Origin of the sequence: Pseudonocardia sp., assembly GCF_050250275.1 — a bacterium.
GTDB lineage: Bacteria > Actinomycetota > Actinomycetes > Mycobacteriales > Pseudonocardiaceae > Pseudonocardia.
Map to the genome: position 1 here is coordinate 126016 of NZ_JBFWOY010000002.1, position 16054 is coordinate 142069.

13 protein-coding genes and 1 pseudogene are annotated in these 16054 nt (G+C 73.0%); 4 read left to right on the forward strand and 10 right to left on the reverse strand.

Annotated features, from left to right (window positions below; genetic code table 11):
* Positions 1-4: 4 nt before the first annotated feature.
* The 4 genes from hisG to metH form a co-directional block, all read right to left on the reverse strand.
* The gene (gene hisG, locus AB7F12_RS02680; RefSeq protein ID WP_428498101.1) at positions 5-889 is read right to left on the reverse strand and encodes an ATP phosphoribosyltransferase; all 885 of its coding nucleotides are present in this window, start codon (positions 887-889) and stop codon (positions 5-7) included.
* A gap of 36 nt (positions 890-925) precedes the next feature.
* On the reverse strand, positions 926-1189 hold the full coding sequence (locus AB7F12_RS02685; protein ID WP_428498102.1) for a phosphoribosyl-ATP diphosphatase: 264 nt from the start codon (positions 1187-1189) through the stop codon (positions 926-928).
* Positions 1190-1359: 170 nt separating this feature from the next.
* Positions 1360-2061 (reverse strand): HAD family hydrolase, encoded by a 702-nt coding sequence (locus AB7F12_RS02690; protein WP_428498103.1) that lies wholly within the window; start codon positions 2059-2061, stop codon positions 1360-1362.
* Entirely contained in the window at positions 2051-5635 is a 3585-nt protein-coding gene (metH, locus tag AB7F12_RS02695) for a methionine synthase (RefSeq protein WP_428498104.1), read from the reverse strand. The genes AB7F12_RS02690 and metH overlap by 11 nt, the downstream gene beginning before the upstream one ends.
* Positions 5636-5690: 55 nt before the next feature.
* On the opposite strand from metH, the gene AB7F12_RS02700 reads away from it, so the two are divergent.
* Together AB7F12_RS02700 and AB7F12_RS02705 are read left to right on the forward strand one after the other, a co-directional pair.
* Positions 5691-6587 carry a PAC2 family protein gene (locus tag AB7F12_RS02700; RefSeq protein ID WP_428498105.1) on the forward strand — a complete coding sequence of 299 codons (897 nt, stop codon included), beginning with the start codon at positions 5691-5693 and terminating at the stop codon, positions 6585-6587.
* Complete coding sequence (locus AB7F12_RS02705) at positions 6584-7792, forward strand: MFS transporter (protein WP_428498117.1); 1209 nt, start codon at positions 6584-6586, stop codon at positions 7790-7792. Before AB7F12_RS02700 ends, AB7F12_RS02705 begins: the two co-directional genes overlap by 4 nt.
* Positions 7793-7798: 6 nt before the next feature.
* On the opposite strand, the gene AB7F12_RS02710 is transcribed toward AB7F12_RS02705, so the two are convergent.
* The 4 genes from AB7F12_RS02710 to AB7F12_RS02725 are packed head-to-tail and all read right to left on the reverse strand — an operon-like array spanning position 7799 to position 10853.
* Positions 7799-8158, reverse strand: a complete 360-nt coding sequence (locus tag AB7F12_RS02710; protein ID WP_428498106.1) for a DUF2237 family protein — start codon at positions 8156-8158, stop codon at positions 7799-7801.
* 30 nt (positions 8159-8188) lie between these two features.
* Entirely contained in the window at positions 8189-9427 is a 1239-nt protein-coding gene (gene mshC, locus AB7F12_RS02715; protein ID WP_428498107.1) for a cysteine--1-D-myo-inosityl 2-amino-2-deoxy-alpha-D-glucopyranoside ligase, read from the reverse strand.
* A 45-nt stretch (positions 9428-9472) separates the two neighbouring features.
* On the reverse strand, positions 9473-9655 hold the full coding sequence (locus AB7F12_RS02720; protein WP_428498108.1) for a hypothetical protein: 183 nt from the start codon (positions 9653-9655) through the stop codon (positions 9473-9475).
* 4 nt (positions 9656-9659) lie between these two features.
* Positions 9660-10853: an MFS transporter gene (locus AB7F12_RS02725; RefSeq protein ID WP_428516281.1), complete on the reverse strand. Its 1194-nt coding sequence runs from the start codon at positions 10851-10853 to the stop codon at positions 9660-9662.
* A gap of 126 nt (positions 10854-10979) precedes the next feature.
* Here AB7F12_RS02725 and AB7F12_RS02730 point away from each other — a divergent pair.
* Positions 10980-11393: pseudogene (locus AB7F12_RS02730) on the forward strand (tachylectin-related carbohydrate-binding protein); the annotation flags it as partial.
* A 32-nt stretch (positions 11394-11425) separates the two neighbouring features.
* On the forward strand, positions 11426-12448 hold the full coding sequence (locus AB7F12_RS02735; protein ID WP_428498110.1) for a N,N-dimethylformamidase beta subunit family domain-containing protein: 1023 nt from the start codon (positions 11426-11428) through the stop codon (positions 12446-12448).
* Between the two features lie 129 nt (positions 12449-12577).
* Here the strand turns inward: AB7F12_RS02735 and AB7F12_RS02740 are convergent, their stop codons facing one another.
* Together AB7F12_RS02740 and AB7F12_RS02745 are read right to left on the reverse strand one after the other, a co-directional pair.
* Positions 12578-14536 carry a vWA domain-containing protein gene (locus AB7F12_RS02740; RefSeq protein WP_428498111.1) on the reverse strand — a complete coding sequence of 653 codons (1959 nt, stop codon included), beginning with the start codon at positions 14534-14536 and terminating at the stop codon, positions 12578-12580.
* Complete coding sequence (locus AB7F12_RS02745; protein ID WP_428498112.1) at positions 14529-15929, reverse strand: ATP-binding protein; 1401 nt, start codon at positions 15927-15929, stop codon at positions 14529-14531. Before AB7F12_RS02745 ends, AB7F12_RS02740 begins: the two co-directional genes overlap by 8 nt.
* Between the last annotated feature and the right edge of the window lie 125 nt (positions 15930-16054).

Sequence of the window (16054 nt, forward strand, 5' to 3'; positions counted from 1 at the left end):
GTGTTCAGTCCTCGGCGGAGGTGACCGCCCGGCAGGAGCGGATCTCCGAGGTGAGGATCGCGCGGGCGCCGACGGCGGCCAGTTTGTCCATCACCGCGTTGGACTCGTTCTTGGTGACCATGGAGCGGACGGCGACCCAGCCCTCGCGCTCCAGCGGGGCGATGGTCGGCGACTGCAGGCCCGGGGTGATGGCGGTGGCCTGGGACAGCACGTCCTTGGGGCAGTCGTAGTCGAGCATCAGGTACTTGCGGGCGAAGACAACGCCGCGCAGCCGCTCCGTGAAGATCCGCTTGGCGGCCTTGACGTCGTCGGCCTCGTGCCGGTCCAGGCGCGGCTCGCGCTCGATGAGGGTGGCTTCCGACTCGGCGATCGGGTCGCCGATGACCTTGAGGCCGTGCTGGCGCAGGGTGCGGCCGGAGGAGACGACGTCGGCGATGGCGTCGGCCAGGCCGAGCTGCACCGAGATCTCGACGGCGCCGTCGAGCTTGATGATGTTGGCGCCGATGCGTTTGCCGCTCAGGTGGGACCGGACGAGCCGCGGGTAGGAGGTGGCGATGGTCTTGCCGTCGAGGTCCTCCAGGGCCCAGTCCTCGTCGGCCGGCACCGCGAAGCGGAACTTGGACGCGCCGAACCCGAGCGGGAGGACCGGCTGCACCTGGCTGCCGGACTCCTCCATGAGGTCGTGCCCCGTGATGCCCAGCTGCAGGTCCCCGGACCCGACGTAGGTGGCGATGTCCTTGGGCCGCAGGTAGAAGAACTCGATCTGGTTCTCCTCGTCGACCATGCTGAGATCGCGTGAGTCGGACCGCTGGCGGTAGCCGGCCTCACGCATCATGGTGCTGGCGGGCTCGGCGAGAGTGCCCTTGTTCGGGAGCGCGACGCGGAGCATCGGGGTGCCTACTTTCGAACTGCGTGGGTCGGGCGGTCAGAGGTACTTGTAGACGTGGTCGAGCGTGATACCGCGGCCGATCATGATCACCTGCGCCCGGTAGAGCAGCTGGGAGATCTCCTCGGCCAGTGCGTCGTCGGACTCGTGCTCGGCGGCCAGCCAGACCTCGCCGGCCTCCTCGAGCAGCTTCTTGCCCTGGGCGTGGACGCCGGCGTCGAGGGCGGCGACCGTGCCCGAACCGTCGGGCCGCGTCACGGCCTTCTCACTGAGCTCGGCGTAGAGCCCGTCGAAAGTCTTCACGTGGTGTATCTCCTTCCGTGCTCAGTGTCGTGGGTCGTCGCGGTGGCCACGAAATCGACGCGACCCTCGTGCTTCCACCGGGTGCCGTCGTGCGCCGGATGGCAGGCCAACCCCAGGTCAGGAGGGTATCGGCTGGGGTGTTCGCGGCGAACGGTACGTGCAGCGGAGGCTCAGCGGGCGGGGCTGCTCGTGCGTTCCCGCACGTCGGCGAACAGGGCGGCCAGGCCGTCGACGTCGAGCCCGGCGAGGGTGTCGCGGCGGGCGCGGCGGGGCCCGCCGGGGACGGGGACCTCGCAGGGGACGACGAGCACGACGGCGCCCGCGGCGTCGGCGGCGGCGGCGCCCGTCGGGGAGTCCTCGACGGCCAGGCACTCCCCCACCGGGACGCCGAGCAGGTGGGCGGCCCGCAGGTAGACGTCGGGGGCGGGTTTGCCGTGCGGGACCTCGTCGCCGCACACCGTCGCCGCGAACCACTGCTCGCCGATGGTGCGCAGCGCGAGGTCGGTGAGCCGGCGCCCGGTGTTGGTGACGAGCGCCGCCGGGACGGCGGCGTCGTGGAGCGCGGCGAGCAGCTCCCGCGCCCCGGGCCGCCACGGCAACCCGCGCAGGAACAGCTCCTCGGTGCGCGCCACGAGGTGCCGGGCGGTGTCGGTGACCTGTTGCGCGGTGGCCTCGACGCCGGCCTCCCGCAGCAGCACCCCGACGCTGAACGCGAGGTTCCCGCCGACGGTCTCGCGGCGGGCCTCGTCGGTCAGCGGCCCGCTGCCGAGCCAGGCCATGGTGTCGACCAGCGAGCGGTCCCACAGCTTCTCGGAGTCGACCAGCGTGCCGTCCATGTCGAACAGGACGGCGGCCGGGCGGTCAGCCCGCATTGAAGTACTTCGCCTCGGGGTGGTGGGCCACGAGCGCGTCGGTGGACTGCTCGGGATGCAGCTGCAGCTCCTCGGACAGCCCGACCCCGATCCGACCCGGTTCGAGCATGTCGACGATCTTCGTGCGGTCCTCGAGGTTCGGGCAGGCGCCGTAGCCCAGCGAGTAGCGGGCGCCGCGGTAGCCGAGCTTGAAGAACTCCTCGACGTTCGCGGGGTCCTCCTCGGCGAGGGTGCGCCCGGTCGACCAGGTGAGCTCCTCGCGGATCCGCTTGTGCCAGTACTCGGCGAGCGCCTCGGTGAGCTGCACGCTCAGCCCGTGGACCTCGAGGTAGTCGCGGTAGGCGTCCTTGGCGAACAGCTCTCCCGCGTAGTCGGCGATGGGCTGGCCCATCGTGACCAGGTGCAGCGGCAGCACGTCGACCTCGCCGTTGGCGATCGCGACGTCACGCGGGCGCCAGAAGTCGGCCAGGCACAGGTTGCGGTCGCGCCGCTGGCGGGGGAAGGCGAACCGGTACCGCTCGGGGGCCTCGGGGTCCGGCTCGGTGAGCACGACGAGCTCGTCGCGCACCGCCACCGCCGGGAAGTACCCGTAGACGACGGCGGCGTTGCCCAGCACGCCCTCGGTGGCCAGCCGGTCCAGCCAGTAGCGCAGCCGCGGGCGGCCCTCGGTCTCGACGAGCTCCTCGAAGGTCGGGCCGGAGCCGCCCTTGGCGCCGCGCAGGCCCCACTGCCCCAGGAACAGGGCGCGTTCGTCGACCATCCCGGAGTAGTCGGCGACGGCGATGCCCTTGACGACGCGGGTGCCCCAGAACGGGGGTGTTGGCAGCGGGTTGTCGAGGGCGACGTCGGAGCGTTCGGGCAGTGGCCCGGCGGTCTCGGCCTCCGCGGCCTTGCGCTTGGCCGCGATCCGCTTGGAGCGTTCGTGGCGGGCCTTGCGCTCGGCGGTCCTGGCCTCCTCGACGGGGTCGACGGCGGGGGCCTCGCCGCGGGCGCGGGCCATCGTGGCGTCCATCAGCCGCAGGCCCTCGAAGGCGTCGCGGGCGTAGGAGACGCGGCCGTCGTAGACCTCGGAGAGGTCGTTCTCGACGTAGGAGCGGGTGAGCGCGGCCCCGCCGAGCAGGACGGGCAGCTTCTGCGCGACCCCCCGGGAGTTCATCTCCTGGAGGTTCTCCTTCATGATCACCGTCGACTTGACCAGCAGCCCGGACATGCCCACGGCGTGGGCGTGGTGCTCCTCGGCGGCGGACAGGATCGTCGAGATCGGCTGCTTGATGCCGAGGTTGACCACCGTGTAGCCGTTGTTGCTCAGGATGATGTCGACGAGGTTCTTGCCGATGTCGTGGACGTCGCCCTTGACCGTGGCCAGCACGATCGTGCCCTTGCCCGCGGAGTCGGACTTCTCCATGTGCGGTTCGAGGTGGGCGACGGCGGCCTTCATGACCTCGGCGCTCTGCAGCACGAACGGCAGCTGCATCTGGCCGGACCCGAACAGCTCGCCGACGGTCTTCATGCCGGCGAGCAGGGTGTCGTTGATGATCTCCAGGGCGGGCCGCTCGTCGAGGGCGAGGTCGAGGTCGGCCTCCAGGCCGGGGCGCTCCCCGTCGACGATGCGCCGCTCGAGGCGTTCGAACAGCGGGAGCGCGGCCAGCTCCTCGGCGCGCCCGGCCTTCGCCGACGACGCGGTCACCCCCTCGAACAGCTCCATGAACCGCGACAGCGGGTCGTAGCCCTCGCGGCGGCGGTCGTAGACGAGGTCGAGGGCCACCGAGCGCTGCTCGTCGGGGATCTTGGCCATCGGCAGGATCTTCGACGCGTGCACGATCGCGGTGTCGAGGCCCGCGTTCACGCACTCGTGCAGGAACACCGAGTTGAGCACCTGGCGGGCGGCGGCGTTGAGGCCGAACGAGACGTTGGAGATGCCCAGCGTCGTCTGCACGGTCGGGTGCAGGCGCTTGAGCTCGCGGATGGCCTCGATGGTCTCCAGCGCGTCGCGGCGGACCTCCTCCTGACCGGTGGTGATCGGGAAGGTCAGCGTGTCGACGACGATGTCCTCGACGAACATGCCGTGGTTCGTGGTGAGGTCGGTGATCAGCCGGTCGGCGATGCGGACCTTCCAGTCCGCGGTGCGGGCCTGGCCCTCCTCGTCGATGCACAGCGCGACCACCGCGGCACCGTGCTCGCGCACCAGCGCCATGGCGCGCTGGAAGCGGGAGCCCTCGCCGTCGCCGTCCTCGTAGTTGACGGAGTTGACGATGCAGCGCCCGCCGAGGCGTTCGAGCCCGGCCTGCAGCACCTCGGGCTCGGTGGAGTCGAGCATGATCGGCAGCGTCGACGCGGTGGCGAGGCGGCCGGCGAGCTCGGCCATGTCGGCGGCGCCGTCACGGCCGACGTAGTCGACGTTGAGGTCGATCATGTGGGCGCCGTCGCGGGTCTGGTCGCGGGCGATCGCGACGCAGTCCTCCCAGCGCTCGGCGATCATCGCCTCGCGGAAGGCCTTGGAGCCGTTGGCGTTGGTCCGCTCCCCCACCATGAGCACCGAGGTGTCCTGGCGGAACGGGACGGACGCGTAGAGCGAGCTGACGCCGGGCTCGGGGCGCGGGTCGCGCCGCGCGGGCTGCGCCGCGGCGACGGCGTCGGCGACGGCGCGGACGTGGTCGGGGGTGGTGCCGCAGCAGCCGCCGACGAGGCGCAGCCCGTAGTCGCGGACGAACGTCGACAGCGCCTCGGCCAGCTCCTCGGGCGAGAGCGGGTAGACCGCGCCGTTCGGGCCGAGCTGGGGCAGGCCGGCGTTGGGCATCACCGACAGCGGGATGCGGGCGTGCTTGGACAGCGTCCGCAGGTGCTCACTCATCTCGGCGGGGCCGGTGGCGCAGTTGAGGCCGATGAGGTCGACGCCCAGCGGCTCGATCGCCGTCAGGGCGGCGCCGATCTCGCTGCCCAGCAGCATCGTGCCGGTGGTCTCGACGGTGACCTGGGTGATGATCGGGATGCGCCGGCCCTCGGCGGCCATGGCCCGCTTCACGCCGAGTACGGCGGCCTTGACCTGCAGCAGGTCCTGGCAGGTCTCGATGACGAACGCGTCGGCGCCGCCGGCGAGCAGGCCGACGCCGCACTCGGCGTAGGCGTCGCGGAGCCGGGCGAACGACTCGTGGCCCAGCGTCGGCAGCTTCGTGCCGGGCCCGACCGAGCCCAGGACGTAGCGGGGCCGGTCGGGGGTGGAGGCCGCGTCGGCGGCCTCGCGGGCCAGCCGGGCGCCCTTCTCGGCGAGCTCCCGGATGCGTTCGGGGATGTCGTACTCGGCGAGGTTGGGCAGGTTCGCCCCGAACGTGTTGGTCTCGACGGCGTCCGCGCCGGCCTCGAGGTAGCCGGTGTGGATGCTGCGCACGACGTCGGGGCGGGTGTCGTTGAGGATCTCGTTGCAGCCGTCGAGGCCCGCGAAGTCGTCGAGGGTCAGGTCCGCGGCCTGCAGCATCGTGCCCATCGCACCGTCCGCGACGACGACACGCTCCGCGAGCGTGTGGAGCAGAGACGTGTCGTGGCCATCGTGCAGACGGTCCGGGTTCTGTGCAGGCACGCCGACAAGGTTAGCCGGGCCGTCGTCGCGGCCCGGTCCGCCGTAGGCTGACGCGATGACCGATCGCGTGCCGGACGACGGGCCACGGCCCGATCTCCCCGAGCTCTCCGAGCCGGTGATGATCGCTGCGTTCGAGGGCTGGAACGACGCAGGTGAGGCGGCCAGCACGGCGCTGGAACACCTGGAGCTCAGCTGGGATGCCACGCCATTGGACTCGATCGACCCCGAGGACTATTACGACTTCCAGGTCACGCGGCCGTTGGTGCGCCTCACCGACGGGGTGAGCAGGCGGGTGGAGTGGCAGACGACGCGGCTCTCGGTGGCCGAGCTGCCGGGGACGGGCCGCCACGTGGTGCTCGTCAACGGGATCGAGCCGAACCTGCGGTGGCGGTCGTTCTGCGGTGAGCTGCTCGACTACGTCGACGTGCTCGGAGTGACGAAGGTCATCACGCTCGGGGCGATGCAGACCGAGACGCCGCACACGAGGCCCACCCCGGTGACCGGGTTCTCGTGGGACCGCGACTCCGCCGACGCGCTGCGCGTCGAGCCGTCGACCTATCAGGGGCCGACGGGGATCGTCGGGGTGTTCCACCAGGCGTGTGTGGAGGCGGGTGTCCCGGCGCTGTCGTTCTGGGCGTCGGTGCCCCACTACGTGTCGCAGGCCCGGGTGCCCAAGGCGGCGGTGGCGCTGCTGCACCGCGTCGAGGAGGTGCTCGACGTGGAGGTGCCCCTCGGCGGGCTGCCCGAGCAGGCCGAGGAGTGGGAGCGCACGGTCTCGGAGATGGCCGAGGCCGACGACGAGGTCCGCGAGTACGTCCGCCAGCTCGAGGAGCAGGCCGTCGAGGAGGAGCGCGCGGCCGCGACGGAACTCAAGGAGGCCAGCGGCGACGAGCTGGCCGCCGACTTCGAGCGCTACCTGCGCCGCCGCGGCTCGGGGGGTTCGGGCTCCTGACGGGCACGCCGTGTGAGTCGCGGTCCCGCCGGGAGCAGGAACCGGCGGGACGGCCACCGGGTCTTCGGTCGCGGCTCGCCCGGGGGGCGGTCTTCGCCGGGGCCTTCATGGGCCCGTTCGGCGGCGGCATCACGGTGTCGATGCTGCCCGAGCTCGGTGCGGGGTTCGGCATCTCGGCGGGCACGGCGTCGCTGTCGGTGACGGCCTATCTGGTGCCCTTCGCGGCGCTGATGCTCGTGTCCGGGACGCTGGGGGAACGTTGGGGGCTCCGGCGCGCCGTCATCACCGCCTACCTGGTGTTCGTGGTGTCGTCGCTGGTCGCGTTCTTCGCGACGTCGCTGCCGCTGTTCCTGGCCATGCGGGCGTTGCAGGGCGCCGCCAACGCGTTCACGACGCCGCTGCTGCTGGCCGTGGTCGCCGGCACGGCGAAAGCGGGCGCGCTGGGCCGGTCACTGGGCTGGTACGGGTCGCTGCAGGCCGCGGGCCAGACGTCGGCGCCGCTGCTGGGCGGGCTCGCCGCCGAGTTCGACTGGCGCTACGCGTTCCTGGGGGTCGCGATCGCCGCGGGGGTCCTGGCCGCGGTCGGGCTGCCGCCGTCGCCGCGGCCGCCGTCGCGGGCCAGACCGCGGCTGCGCAGCGCGTGGCGGGTCCGCGTGCTGCGGATCGGGTTGGTCGGCGGCCTGGGCTGGGGGTGTGTGGCGGGCCTGAACTTCCTGGTCGCGCTACGGCTGGAGGACGCGTTCGGCCTCGGCGCCGCGCAGCGCGGCCTGCTGCTCACCGCGCTGGGCGTCGCCGGGATCCTCACCGCCCGGCTGATCGGGTCGGTCGTGGACAGGGTGGGGCCGCGGCGCTGCATCCTCACCGGGGTCGTGCTGGGCGCGCTGGTCGTCGCCGGGGTCGGGCTGGTCCCGGTGGTGTGGGCGATCGGGGTGCTGTGGGCGCTCGGCGGGGTGTCGAGCCAGCTCGTCCTGGTGGGGGTGAACGCCCTGGTGCTGCGCTCGTCGGGGGCGAACCCGGCCGGGTCGACGTCGGTGGTGCAGTCGTTCCGGTTCAGCGTCGCCGCGCTCGCGCCCGTCGTGATCATGCCGCTCTACCACGCCGATGCGGCGCTGGCGTTCATCGTGCCGGCGGCGTTGCTGCTGCTCGTGGGCCCGCCGACGCTGCCCCGCCGCGAGGAGGACACCGGCGACACCGTGAAGGCCTGACCCGGTTCAGGTCGCGGCGTGCGCCTGCAGGTCGGCGAGGTCGACCCATTCCAGGGTGCGGGCGTGGGTGGCCTCCAGGACGACGGGCGGGGCCATCCCGGCCGCGTGGGCCTCGGCCCAGCGGTCGGCGCACAGGCACCAACGGTCCCCGGGCTGCAGGCCGGCGAACCCCCACTCGGGCCGGGGCGTCGACAGGTCGTTGCCCGCGGCCTTGCTGTACTCGAGGAACTCGGCGGTCACCTTGGCGCACACCGTGTGCACGCCGGCGTCCTCCGCGCCGGTGTCGCAGCAGCCGGTCCGGTAGAAGCCGGTCATCGGGTCGGTGCCGCAGGTCGCGAGCTCACCACCGAGAACGTTGCGTGCCATCGGGTTCTCCTCCCACCAGGATCGGACTGCTCAGAGCGCGACGCCCAGCAGCGCGTCGACCGCGGCGCGGACGACGCCGGGCGCCGAGGCGTCGGTGCCGCGACGCTCCAGCGCCGCGTCGGCCCAGGCGTCGACCGCGGCCAGGGCGCGCGGGGTGTCGAGGTCGTCGGCCAGGTGGGTGCGCAGGTTCGCGACCGTCTCCGTGGCGTCCGGGCCGGCGTCGAGGGCGACGGCCTCGCGCCACCGGGCGAGCCGCTGCCCGGCCTGGGCGAGCAGGTCGTCGGTCCAGGGCCGGTCGTCGCGGTAGTGCCCCGACAGCAGGGCCAGCCGGATCGCGCTCGGATCGACCTCGGCGTTGCGCAGCTTGGAGACGAACACCAGGTTCCCGCGCGACTTCGACATCTTCTCGCCGTCGAGACCGATCATGCCCGAGTGCACGTAGTGCCTGGCGAAGGGGTGGGCACCGGTGAGCGCCTCGGCGTGGGCGGCGCCGAACTCGTGGTGCGGGAAGATCAGGTCGGAACCGCCGCCGTTGAGGTCGATCTGGTCGCCGAGGCGGTTGAGCGCGATCGCCGCGCACTCCACGTGCCAGCCGGGCCGGCCCGCCCCGAGCTCGGACTCCCACGACGGCTCGCCCTCGCGGGCCATCCGCCACAGCAGCGCGTCGGTCGGGTTGCGCTTGCCAGGCCGGTCGGGGTCGCCACCGCGCTCCCGGGACAGCCGCAGCATCGTGTCCTCGTCGTAGTTGGACTCGTAGCCGAAGTGGCCGGTGGCGGAGCTGTCGAAGTAGACGTCGGGGAACTCGGCGTCGTCGATGCGGTAGGCGCTGCCGCCCGCCAGCAGCTTCGCGACGAAGTCCGAGATCTCCCCCATCGCCTCGACCGCGCCGACGTAGTGGCGCGGCGGGAGGACGCGCAGCGCCTCCATGTCCTCGCGGAACAGGGCGGTCTCCCGCATGCCCAGCACGATCCAGTCGTCCTGGTCGCGGGCGGCCCGCTCGAGCAGCGGTTCGTCGATGTCGGTGACGTTCTGCACGTAGTGCACGTCGTGGCCCAGGTCGCTCCAGTACCGGTTGACCAGGTCGAACGCCAGGTAGGTGGCGGCGTGGCCGAGGTGGGTGGCGTCGTAGGGGGTGATGCCGCAGACGTACATCGTGGCCTCGGGGCCGGGCGCCGTCGGGCGGACGCGACCGGTGGAGGTGTCGTACAGGCGCAGCGGCGGCCCGCCGCCCTCGAGCCGGGGAACGTCGACCGGAGCCCAGGATTGCATGAGCACAACTTACGCGGTGGCGCCCCGGGAACCGGGCACCGGCGATCACGACCACCAGGCGGGCGGCAGCCGGGCCTCGATGTCGCGGGTGTGGGCCCGCACGCACGCCGGGCACAGCAGCCGGCCGGGGCCCTCGTCGCCCGGTTCGCGTTCACGCGACCACGACAGCGCCGTCGCCGGGTCGTCGGTGTCACGCACCGCGCCGCACTCCCCGCACACCTCGGTCACGCGTTCAGCCTGCCCGCGCGGCCCGGGTGCGCACCAGCACCACCGGCAGCAGCGCCATGAGGACGACGAACCAGATCGCCGACCGCAGCGACGTCAGCTCCGCGAGCCCGCCGATGACGGTCGGCCCGACGAGGAACCCGAAGTAGCCGCCCGACGACACCGCCGCCAGCGCGGGCGCCGCCCGGGGCCCGGTCACCCCGGCCTCGGCCAGCAGCGCCGGGAACGTGATCGAGATCCCGGCGCCCAGCAGCAGGAACCCGGCGACGGCCGCGGGGACCGCCACGGGCGGCCCGGCCGCTTCGGCGACGAGCAGGCCCGCCGCCAGCCCGGCGGCACCGAACCCGGCGAACGACCGCACCGCCCGGCGCCGCCCGAGCCGGGTCAGGACCCGGTCGCCGACGAGCCGGCCCAGCGTCATCGTCGCGGAGAACGCCGCGAACGCCGCTCCCGCCGCGGCCGGTCCCGCGGCGAGGGAGTCCCGCAGCAGCACCGCCGACCAGTCCGCCGTCGACCCCTCCACCAGCAGCACCGCGAACGCCGCGACCGCCAGCGGGACCAGCGGACCGCGCGGCACCGCGAACACCGGCGGGCGGGGTGCGTCGTCGGGGACGGGTGGGTCGGGCAGGAACGCCGCCGACAGCGGGAGCACCACGGCGAGCCAGAACGCGCCCAGGACGGCGAACTGCCACAGCAGCGGCACGTGGTGCGCGGCGGCGAGGCTCCCGACGAGGGTCCCGCCGAGCGCCCCCAGGCTGAACACCGCGTGGAACGACGACAGCACCGACCGGCCGTAGGCCTGCTCGACGGTGATCCCCTGGGCGTTCATCAGCACGTCGAGGGCGCCCATCGTGGCGCCGAACAGCAGCAACGCCCCGAACAGGGCTGTCACGCCGCCGCCCGAGGCCGCCGCCCACGCGATCGGCAGCGACGACGCGAAGAACGCCAGCAACGCCCACCGCGTCGTCCGCCCGCTGCCCCACCGGGCCGCGATCCCACCCGCCAACGGCAACGTCAGCAGCGACCCGGCGCCCGGAGCGAGCAGCGCCAGCCCGAGCAGGCCGTCGGACAGGTCGAGCGCGGCCTTCACCTCGGGCACCCGCGGGGCCCACGACCCGAACACGGACCCGTTGGCGGCGAAGGTCAGCGCGACGGCGAGCCTGGCCCGGCGCGACAATGTCGTCGGTACGTCGGGTCGCATCCGTCCAGGCCTACCTCACGTGTGGGCCGACCGCAGGTCCGGGTGGCGGCCGTCCGCTCCTACCGCGTCGCCGTCGGCCGTGGGACTCTCGGAGCACCCGTTCCGACGGCGCCACGGGGGCCCAGGATGACCTTCGACCCGGCACAACGATTCGTCCGCATCGTCGCCGCTGGGCGGGGTGTCATTCACGCGATCCAGGCCGACGGCTCGCTCCGCTGGTACCGGCACGCCGGCTGGACGACCGGCGGCACGAGTTGGTCGAACGGCGTGGGTCGCGAGATCGGGACCGACTGGCACACGTTCCGGGTCGTGCTGGCCGGGGCGCAGGGGCAGCTGTACACGGTCTCCGGGGACGGGACCGTCCGCTGGTGGTGCTACGACCTCACCGACCCCGATGGCGGCGACGGCGCCGGCACCTGGCGCAGCGGGTCGGGCTCGGTCGTCCACGACGGATTCGACGACTACCCGCGGGTGTTCGGCGGCTACGACGACGTCCTGTACGGCATCCGGGCCGACGGGACACTCTGGTGGCACCACTACGAAGCGGGTGACGGCACTTCCGGCCCCGACGCGTGGGCGTTCGGTGGGGAGGGCCCGGATACCGCTCGACCGGCTGCGGCTACCCCGTCGCCGTCAGTGCGGTCGTCGGCGACTCCTGGACGTCGGGGGTCTACGACGTCGAGCTCGTCGGGCCCGACGGGCTGACCCGGCACGCCCCCTTCGTGGTGCGGCCCCCGGCGTCCCAGCAGGACCTTCTCGTGATCGTGCCCACCTACACCTACACCTACAACGCCTACAACACCTGGGGCGGGCACGACCAGTACACCGACGGGCAGGCCGGCGTCCGGCGCACCCTGACGTTCCTGCGGCCGTCGACTGCTGCCGAGGTGGAGCAGACCGGTGCGGTGTCGCACCTGCTGCAGTCCGACCTCGCGCTGATGCGGTGGATGAGCGCGGCCGGCTTCGCCTACGACTGTGTGGCCGACGGCGACCTCCACGACCAGGGCACAGCGCTGCTGAGCGACTACCGCGCAGTCGTGCTCTGCACCCATCCCGAGTACCTCTCCGACACGATGCGCGCCGCGTTCGTCGAGTACACCCTCGGCGGCGGCAGGCTCGTGTACACGGGCGGGAACGGCCTCTACGAGCGAGTCGTGCCGTCGGTGGACGGCACTGCGCTGACCTTCCGGCGCCGGGACGGCTCCCGCGACATCCTGAGCGAGGACGGCAGTCCCGAGAGCGACGTGCTGGGCGTCGACTTCGCCCCGGACGGGTTCCTGACCTTCACCGGCTACCGGGTGACGGACCCGGGCCACCCGTTCCTGGCGGGGACGGGCTTGTCCGCCGGCGACGAGTTCGGCGCGGTGTCGGCCAACATCGCTGCATCGGGATGGGAGACCGACCGTGTCCCCGACGGAGGTTCTGCCGTCGTGTTCGCGGAGGGGCTGGCGCCCTTCGGCGCGCAGATGAGCCGCCTCGACCATCCCGGCGGTGGCTGGACCTTCGCGGCGGCGTCCCTGTGTTTCAACGGTGCGCTCGGCGACCCGGTCTGCGCGGCGATCCTGCACAACGTGCTGGACACCGCGCTCGCCTGAGGGACGGGCCGCCCCGACAACGACGGCGACGACCGTGCCGCGGGCGCGGCGGGTCCCGCCCAGGTCGACCGGACCGGCGCCCGCACCGACCGTCCCGCGAGCGGGTCGTCGGTGCGGGCGCCCCCAGGTTCAGCGGCGCCGCGTCCGCAGGTAGTCCGACACGACCTCCGCGCCCAGCCCGTCGAGCGACGGGGCCACGACCCGGCCCCCGCAGCGGCGGGCCACGTCGTCCATGAACGCGGCCAGCCGCGGGTCGTCGCCGAGCACGAAGAACGTGAACGCCGCGTTGAGCGAGGTCAGCCGGTCGAGCTCGGACACCGTGGCGCGCAACGTGTGCGGGCTGGGCGGGTAGTCGAAGTAGGCCTCGCCGTCGGGTTCGAGGTGGGCCGTCGGCTCCCCGTCGGTCACCACGAGCACGACGGGCATCGCATCGGGGTGGCGACGCAGGTGCTGCCCGGCCAGCAGCATCGCGTGGTGCAGGTTGGTGCCCTGCGCGTACACCCCGTCGAGGCCGACGAGCTCGCCCAGCTCCACGGTGCGGGCATGGCGCCCGAACGTGATCAGTGCGAGGTCGTCGCCGCGGAACCGCGTGGAGATCAGCTGGTGCAGGGCGAGCGCGGTGCGCTTCATCGGCACCCACCGGCCCTCGGCCACCATCGACCACGACGTGTCGACGAGCAGCGCCACCGCGGCGCGGGTCCGCTGCTCGGTCTCGACGATCTCGACGTCGGTGACGTCGAGAGCGCGGGTGTCGCCACCGGCCCGGCGCAGCTGGGCGTTGAGCAGGGTCCGGGGCACCGACCAGGCCTCGGTGTCGCCGAACTCCCACGGCCGGGTCGCCCCGGTCGCCTCACCGGCGGCGCCGGAGCGGCGGGTCTCGCGTTCCCCGCGCCGCGACCCCATCTTGTCGACGACGTCGCGCAGCGCCGACTCCCCCAGCCGTCGCAACGCCTTGGGCGACAACAGGAGTGACCCGTCGGGGGCGCGTTCGAACAGGCCCTGGCGCTGCAGCTCGCGCTCCAGGTCGGCCAAGGCGCGGGCGTCGACGCGGGCGTCGTCACCGAGCAGGTCGGCGACGGCGTCGAGGTCGATGTCCTCCATCCGGGCGCCGGGGTAGCTCTGCGCCATCTGCTCGGCGAGCGCGTCGAGCTGCCCGAGCTCCTCCAGGGCGCGGGTGGCCTCGCCCATGCCCATGGGGTTGTCGCCGCGGAACCGGCCGGAGCCCTGCCAGTCCTCACCGGGCCGCAACCCCTGCAGGTTGGCGTCGAGCTGCGACAGGGCCTGGGCGAGGCGGGGGTCGCCGAACGCCTGCTGGGACAGCTCCATCAGCTCGGCCTGCTGCTCGGCCGACAGCGAGTTCATCATCCGCTGGGCCGCGGCGGCGCGGGCGGCGAGCAGGTCGGCGAGCTCGTCGGTGTTCTGCGGGTTCTCCGGGAAGAACTCCCCGTGCTTGTCCATGAACTCGGAGAACTGCTGGGACGTGTCCTGCCCGTCGGCATGGTTCTGCAGGAGCGAGTTGAGATCGTCGAGCATCTCGCGGATGGCCTCGACGTCCTGCGGTGTCGCATTCTCCATGGCCTGCTTCATGCCCTGGAAGCGCTGGTCGAGCATCTCCCGGCCGAGCAGGTCGCGGATCTCCTCGTAGGCCTGCCGGGCGTCGGAGGAGCGCCAGTCGTACTCCGAGAGCTCCCGCACCGCGCCGCCGGTGTCGTTCGGGAGGGCGTCGAGCTGCATCTCGCGGAAGCGGGCGTCGTCGCTGTCCTCGTTGCCGAGCGACTCCCGTTCCGCGTCCATCGCGCGTTCCAGCAGCTCGCGGACCTGCTGGAGGGTGCCGTCGAGCCGGTTGTCGCGCTGCAGGTCGCGGCGGCGCTGCCACACCTGCCGCGACAGCTCGTCGAGACCCCGCCGGCCCTCCATGCCGCGGCGCAGCAGCTCCTGCAGCGCCTGCCGCGGGGAGCTGCCCTCCATGACGTCGCGCCCGATCTGGTCCATCGCCGAGCGGATGTCGAACGGCGGCGCCAGCGGGTCGGGCCCGCCGGCGTAGGGGCCGTAGGCGAACCTGCGCCGACGCCGGCGCGGGTCAGCCATAGCTGACCGTGTCCCCGTCGTCGGAGGAGTCCTTGGCGAGCTTGCGGGTGAGGAACAGGTACTCCAGCGCCAGCTCCGCGGCCGACGCCATCGGGCCCGGATGCTCGGTGCCGGACGCGCCGAGCCGGGTCGCGACCTCGGTGAGCACCGCGACCTGCGGCAGCGCCGCGACGACCTCGGCGGCCGGGACACGCTCACCGGTGCGGACCGGGCGGGTGCCGACGGCGTCGGTCAGCTCCGCGAGGTCGACCCCGCGCAGCGCGAACCGGGCGGTGTCGGCCGTCGCGCGGCGCAGCAGGTGCTCGAGGATCTCCTCCTCGCGCCCCTCCTCGCCGGAGGCGAACTCCAGCTTGCCGCGCAGCACCGCGGGCACCGAGTCGAGGTCGACGGGCCGGGCGACGGCACGGGACTCCCCCGTGATCGCCGCGCGTCGCAGCGCCGCCGCGGCGACCGTCTCCGCCGCCGCCACGGCGAACCGGGCCGAGACGCCGGAGGACTGGTCGATCGCCGTGGCCTCACGCAGGTGCCGGGTGAACCGGGCGACGATCTCGATCAGGTGCCTCGGCACGTCGGCGACGAGCTCGGCCTCCTGCTCGACCAGCGCGATCTCGTCGCGCACCTCCAGCGGGTAGTGGGTTCGGACCTCGGCGCCGAAGCGGTCCTTGAGCGGGGTGATGATCCGCCCGCGGTTGGTGTAGTCCTCGGGGTTGGCCGAGGCGACGAGCAGCACGTCCAGGGGCAGCCGCAGCGTGTAGCCGCGGACCTGGATGTCGCGCTCCTCCATGACGTTGAGCAGCGCCACCTGGATGCGCTCGGCGAGGTCGGGCAGCTCGTTGATCGCGACGACGCCGCGGTGCGCACGCGGGACCAGCCCGAAGTGGATCGTCTCCGGGTCGCCCAGCGAGCGGCCCTCGGCGACCTTGACGGGGTCGACGTCGCCGATGAGGTCGGCGACGGCGGTGTCGGGTGTCGCGAGCTTCTCGGTGTAGCGCTCGGAGCGGTGCCGCCACGCCACGGGCAGTGCGTCGCCCAGCTCCGCGGCGCGCCGGATCGAGACGGGGGTGATGGGTTCGTAGGGGTGCTCACCGAGCTCGGAGCCGGCGATGACGGGGGTCCACTCGTCGAGCAGGCCGACGATGGAGCGGAGCAGCCGGGTCTTGCCCTGGCCGCGCTCGCCCAGCAGGACGAGGTCGTGGCCGGCGAGCAGGGCCCGTTCGAGCTGGGGCAGCACGGTCGACTCGAAGCCGACGATGCCGGGCCAGGGGTCGCGGCCCTCGCGCAGGGCGGCGAGCAGGTTCTCGCGGAGTTCGGACTTGACGTCGCGCTGCGTGTGACCGGAGGCGCGCAGCGTGCCGAGGGTGTCGGGAAGATCGGAAGGGAGTGTGACGGGCACGGCTTCACGCTACGCCGCGGGCGTCCGCGACGATCGCCGAAACAACCTGCGGTTGCGGTCAGGATCTGACCACAACGCCTCGTAACGTTCTCGGTGTCGGAAACGCCAGACCCACCCCGGAGGAC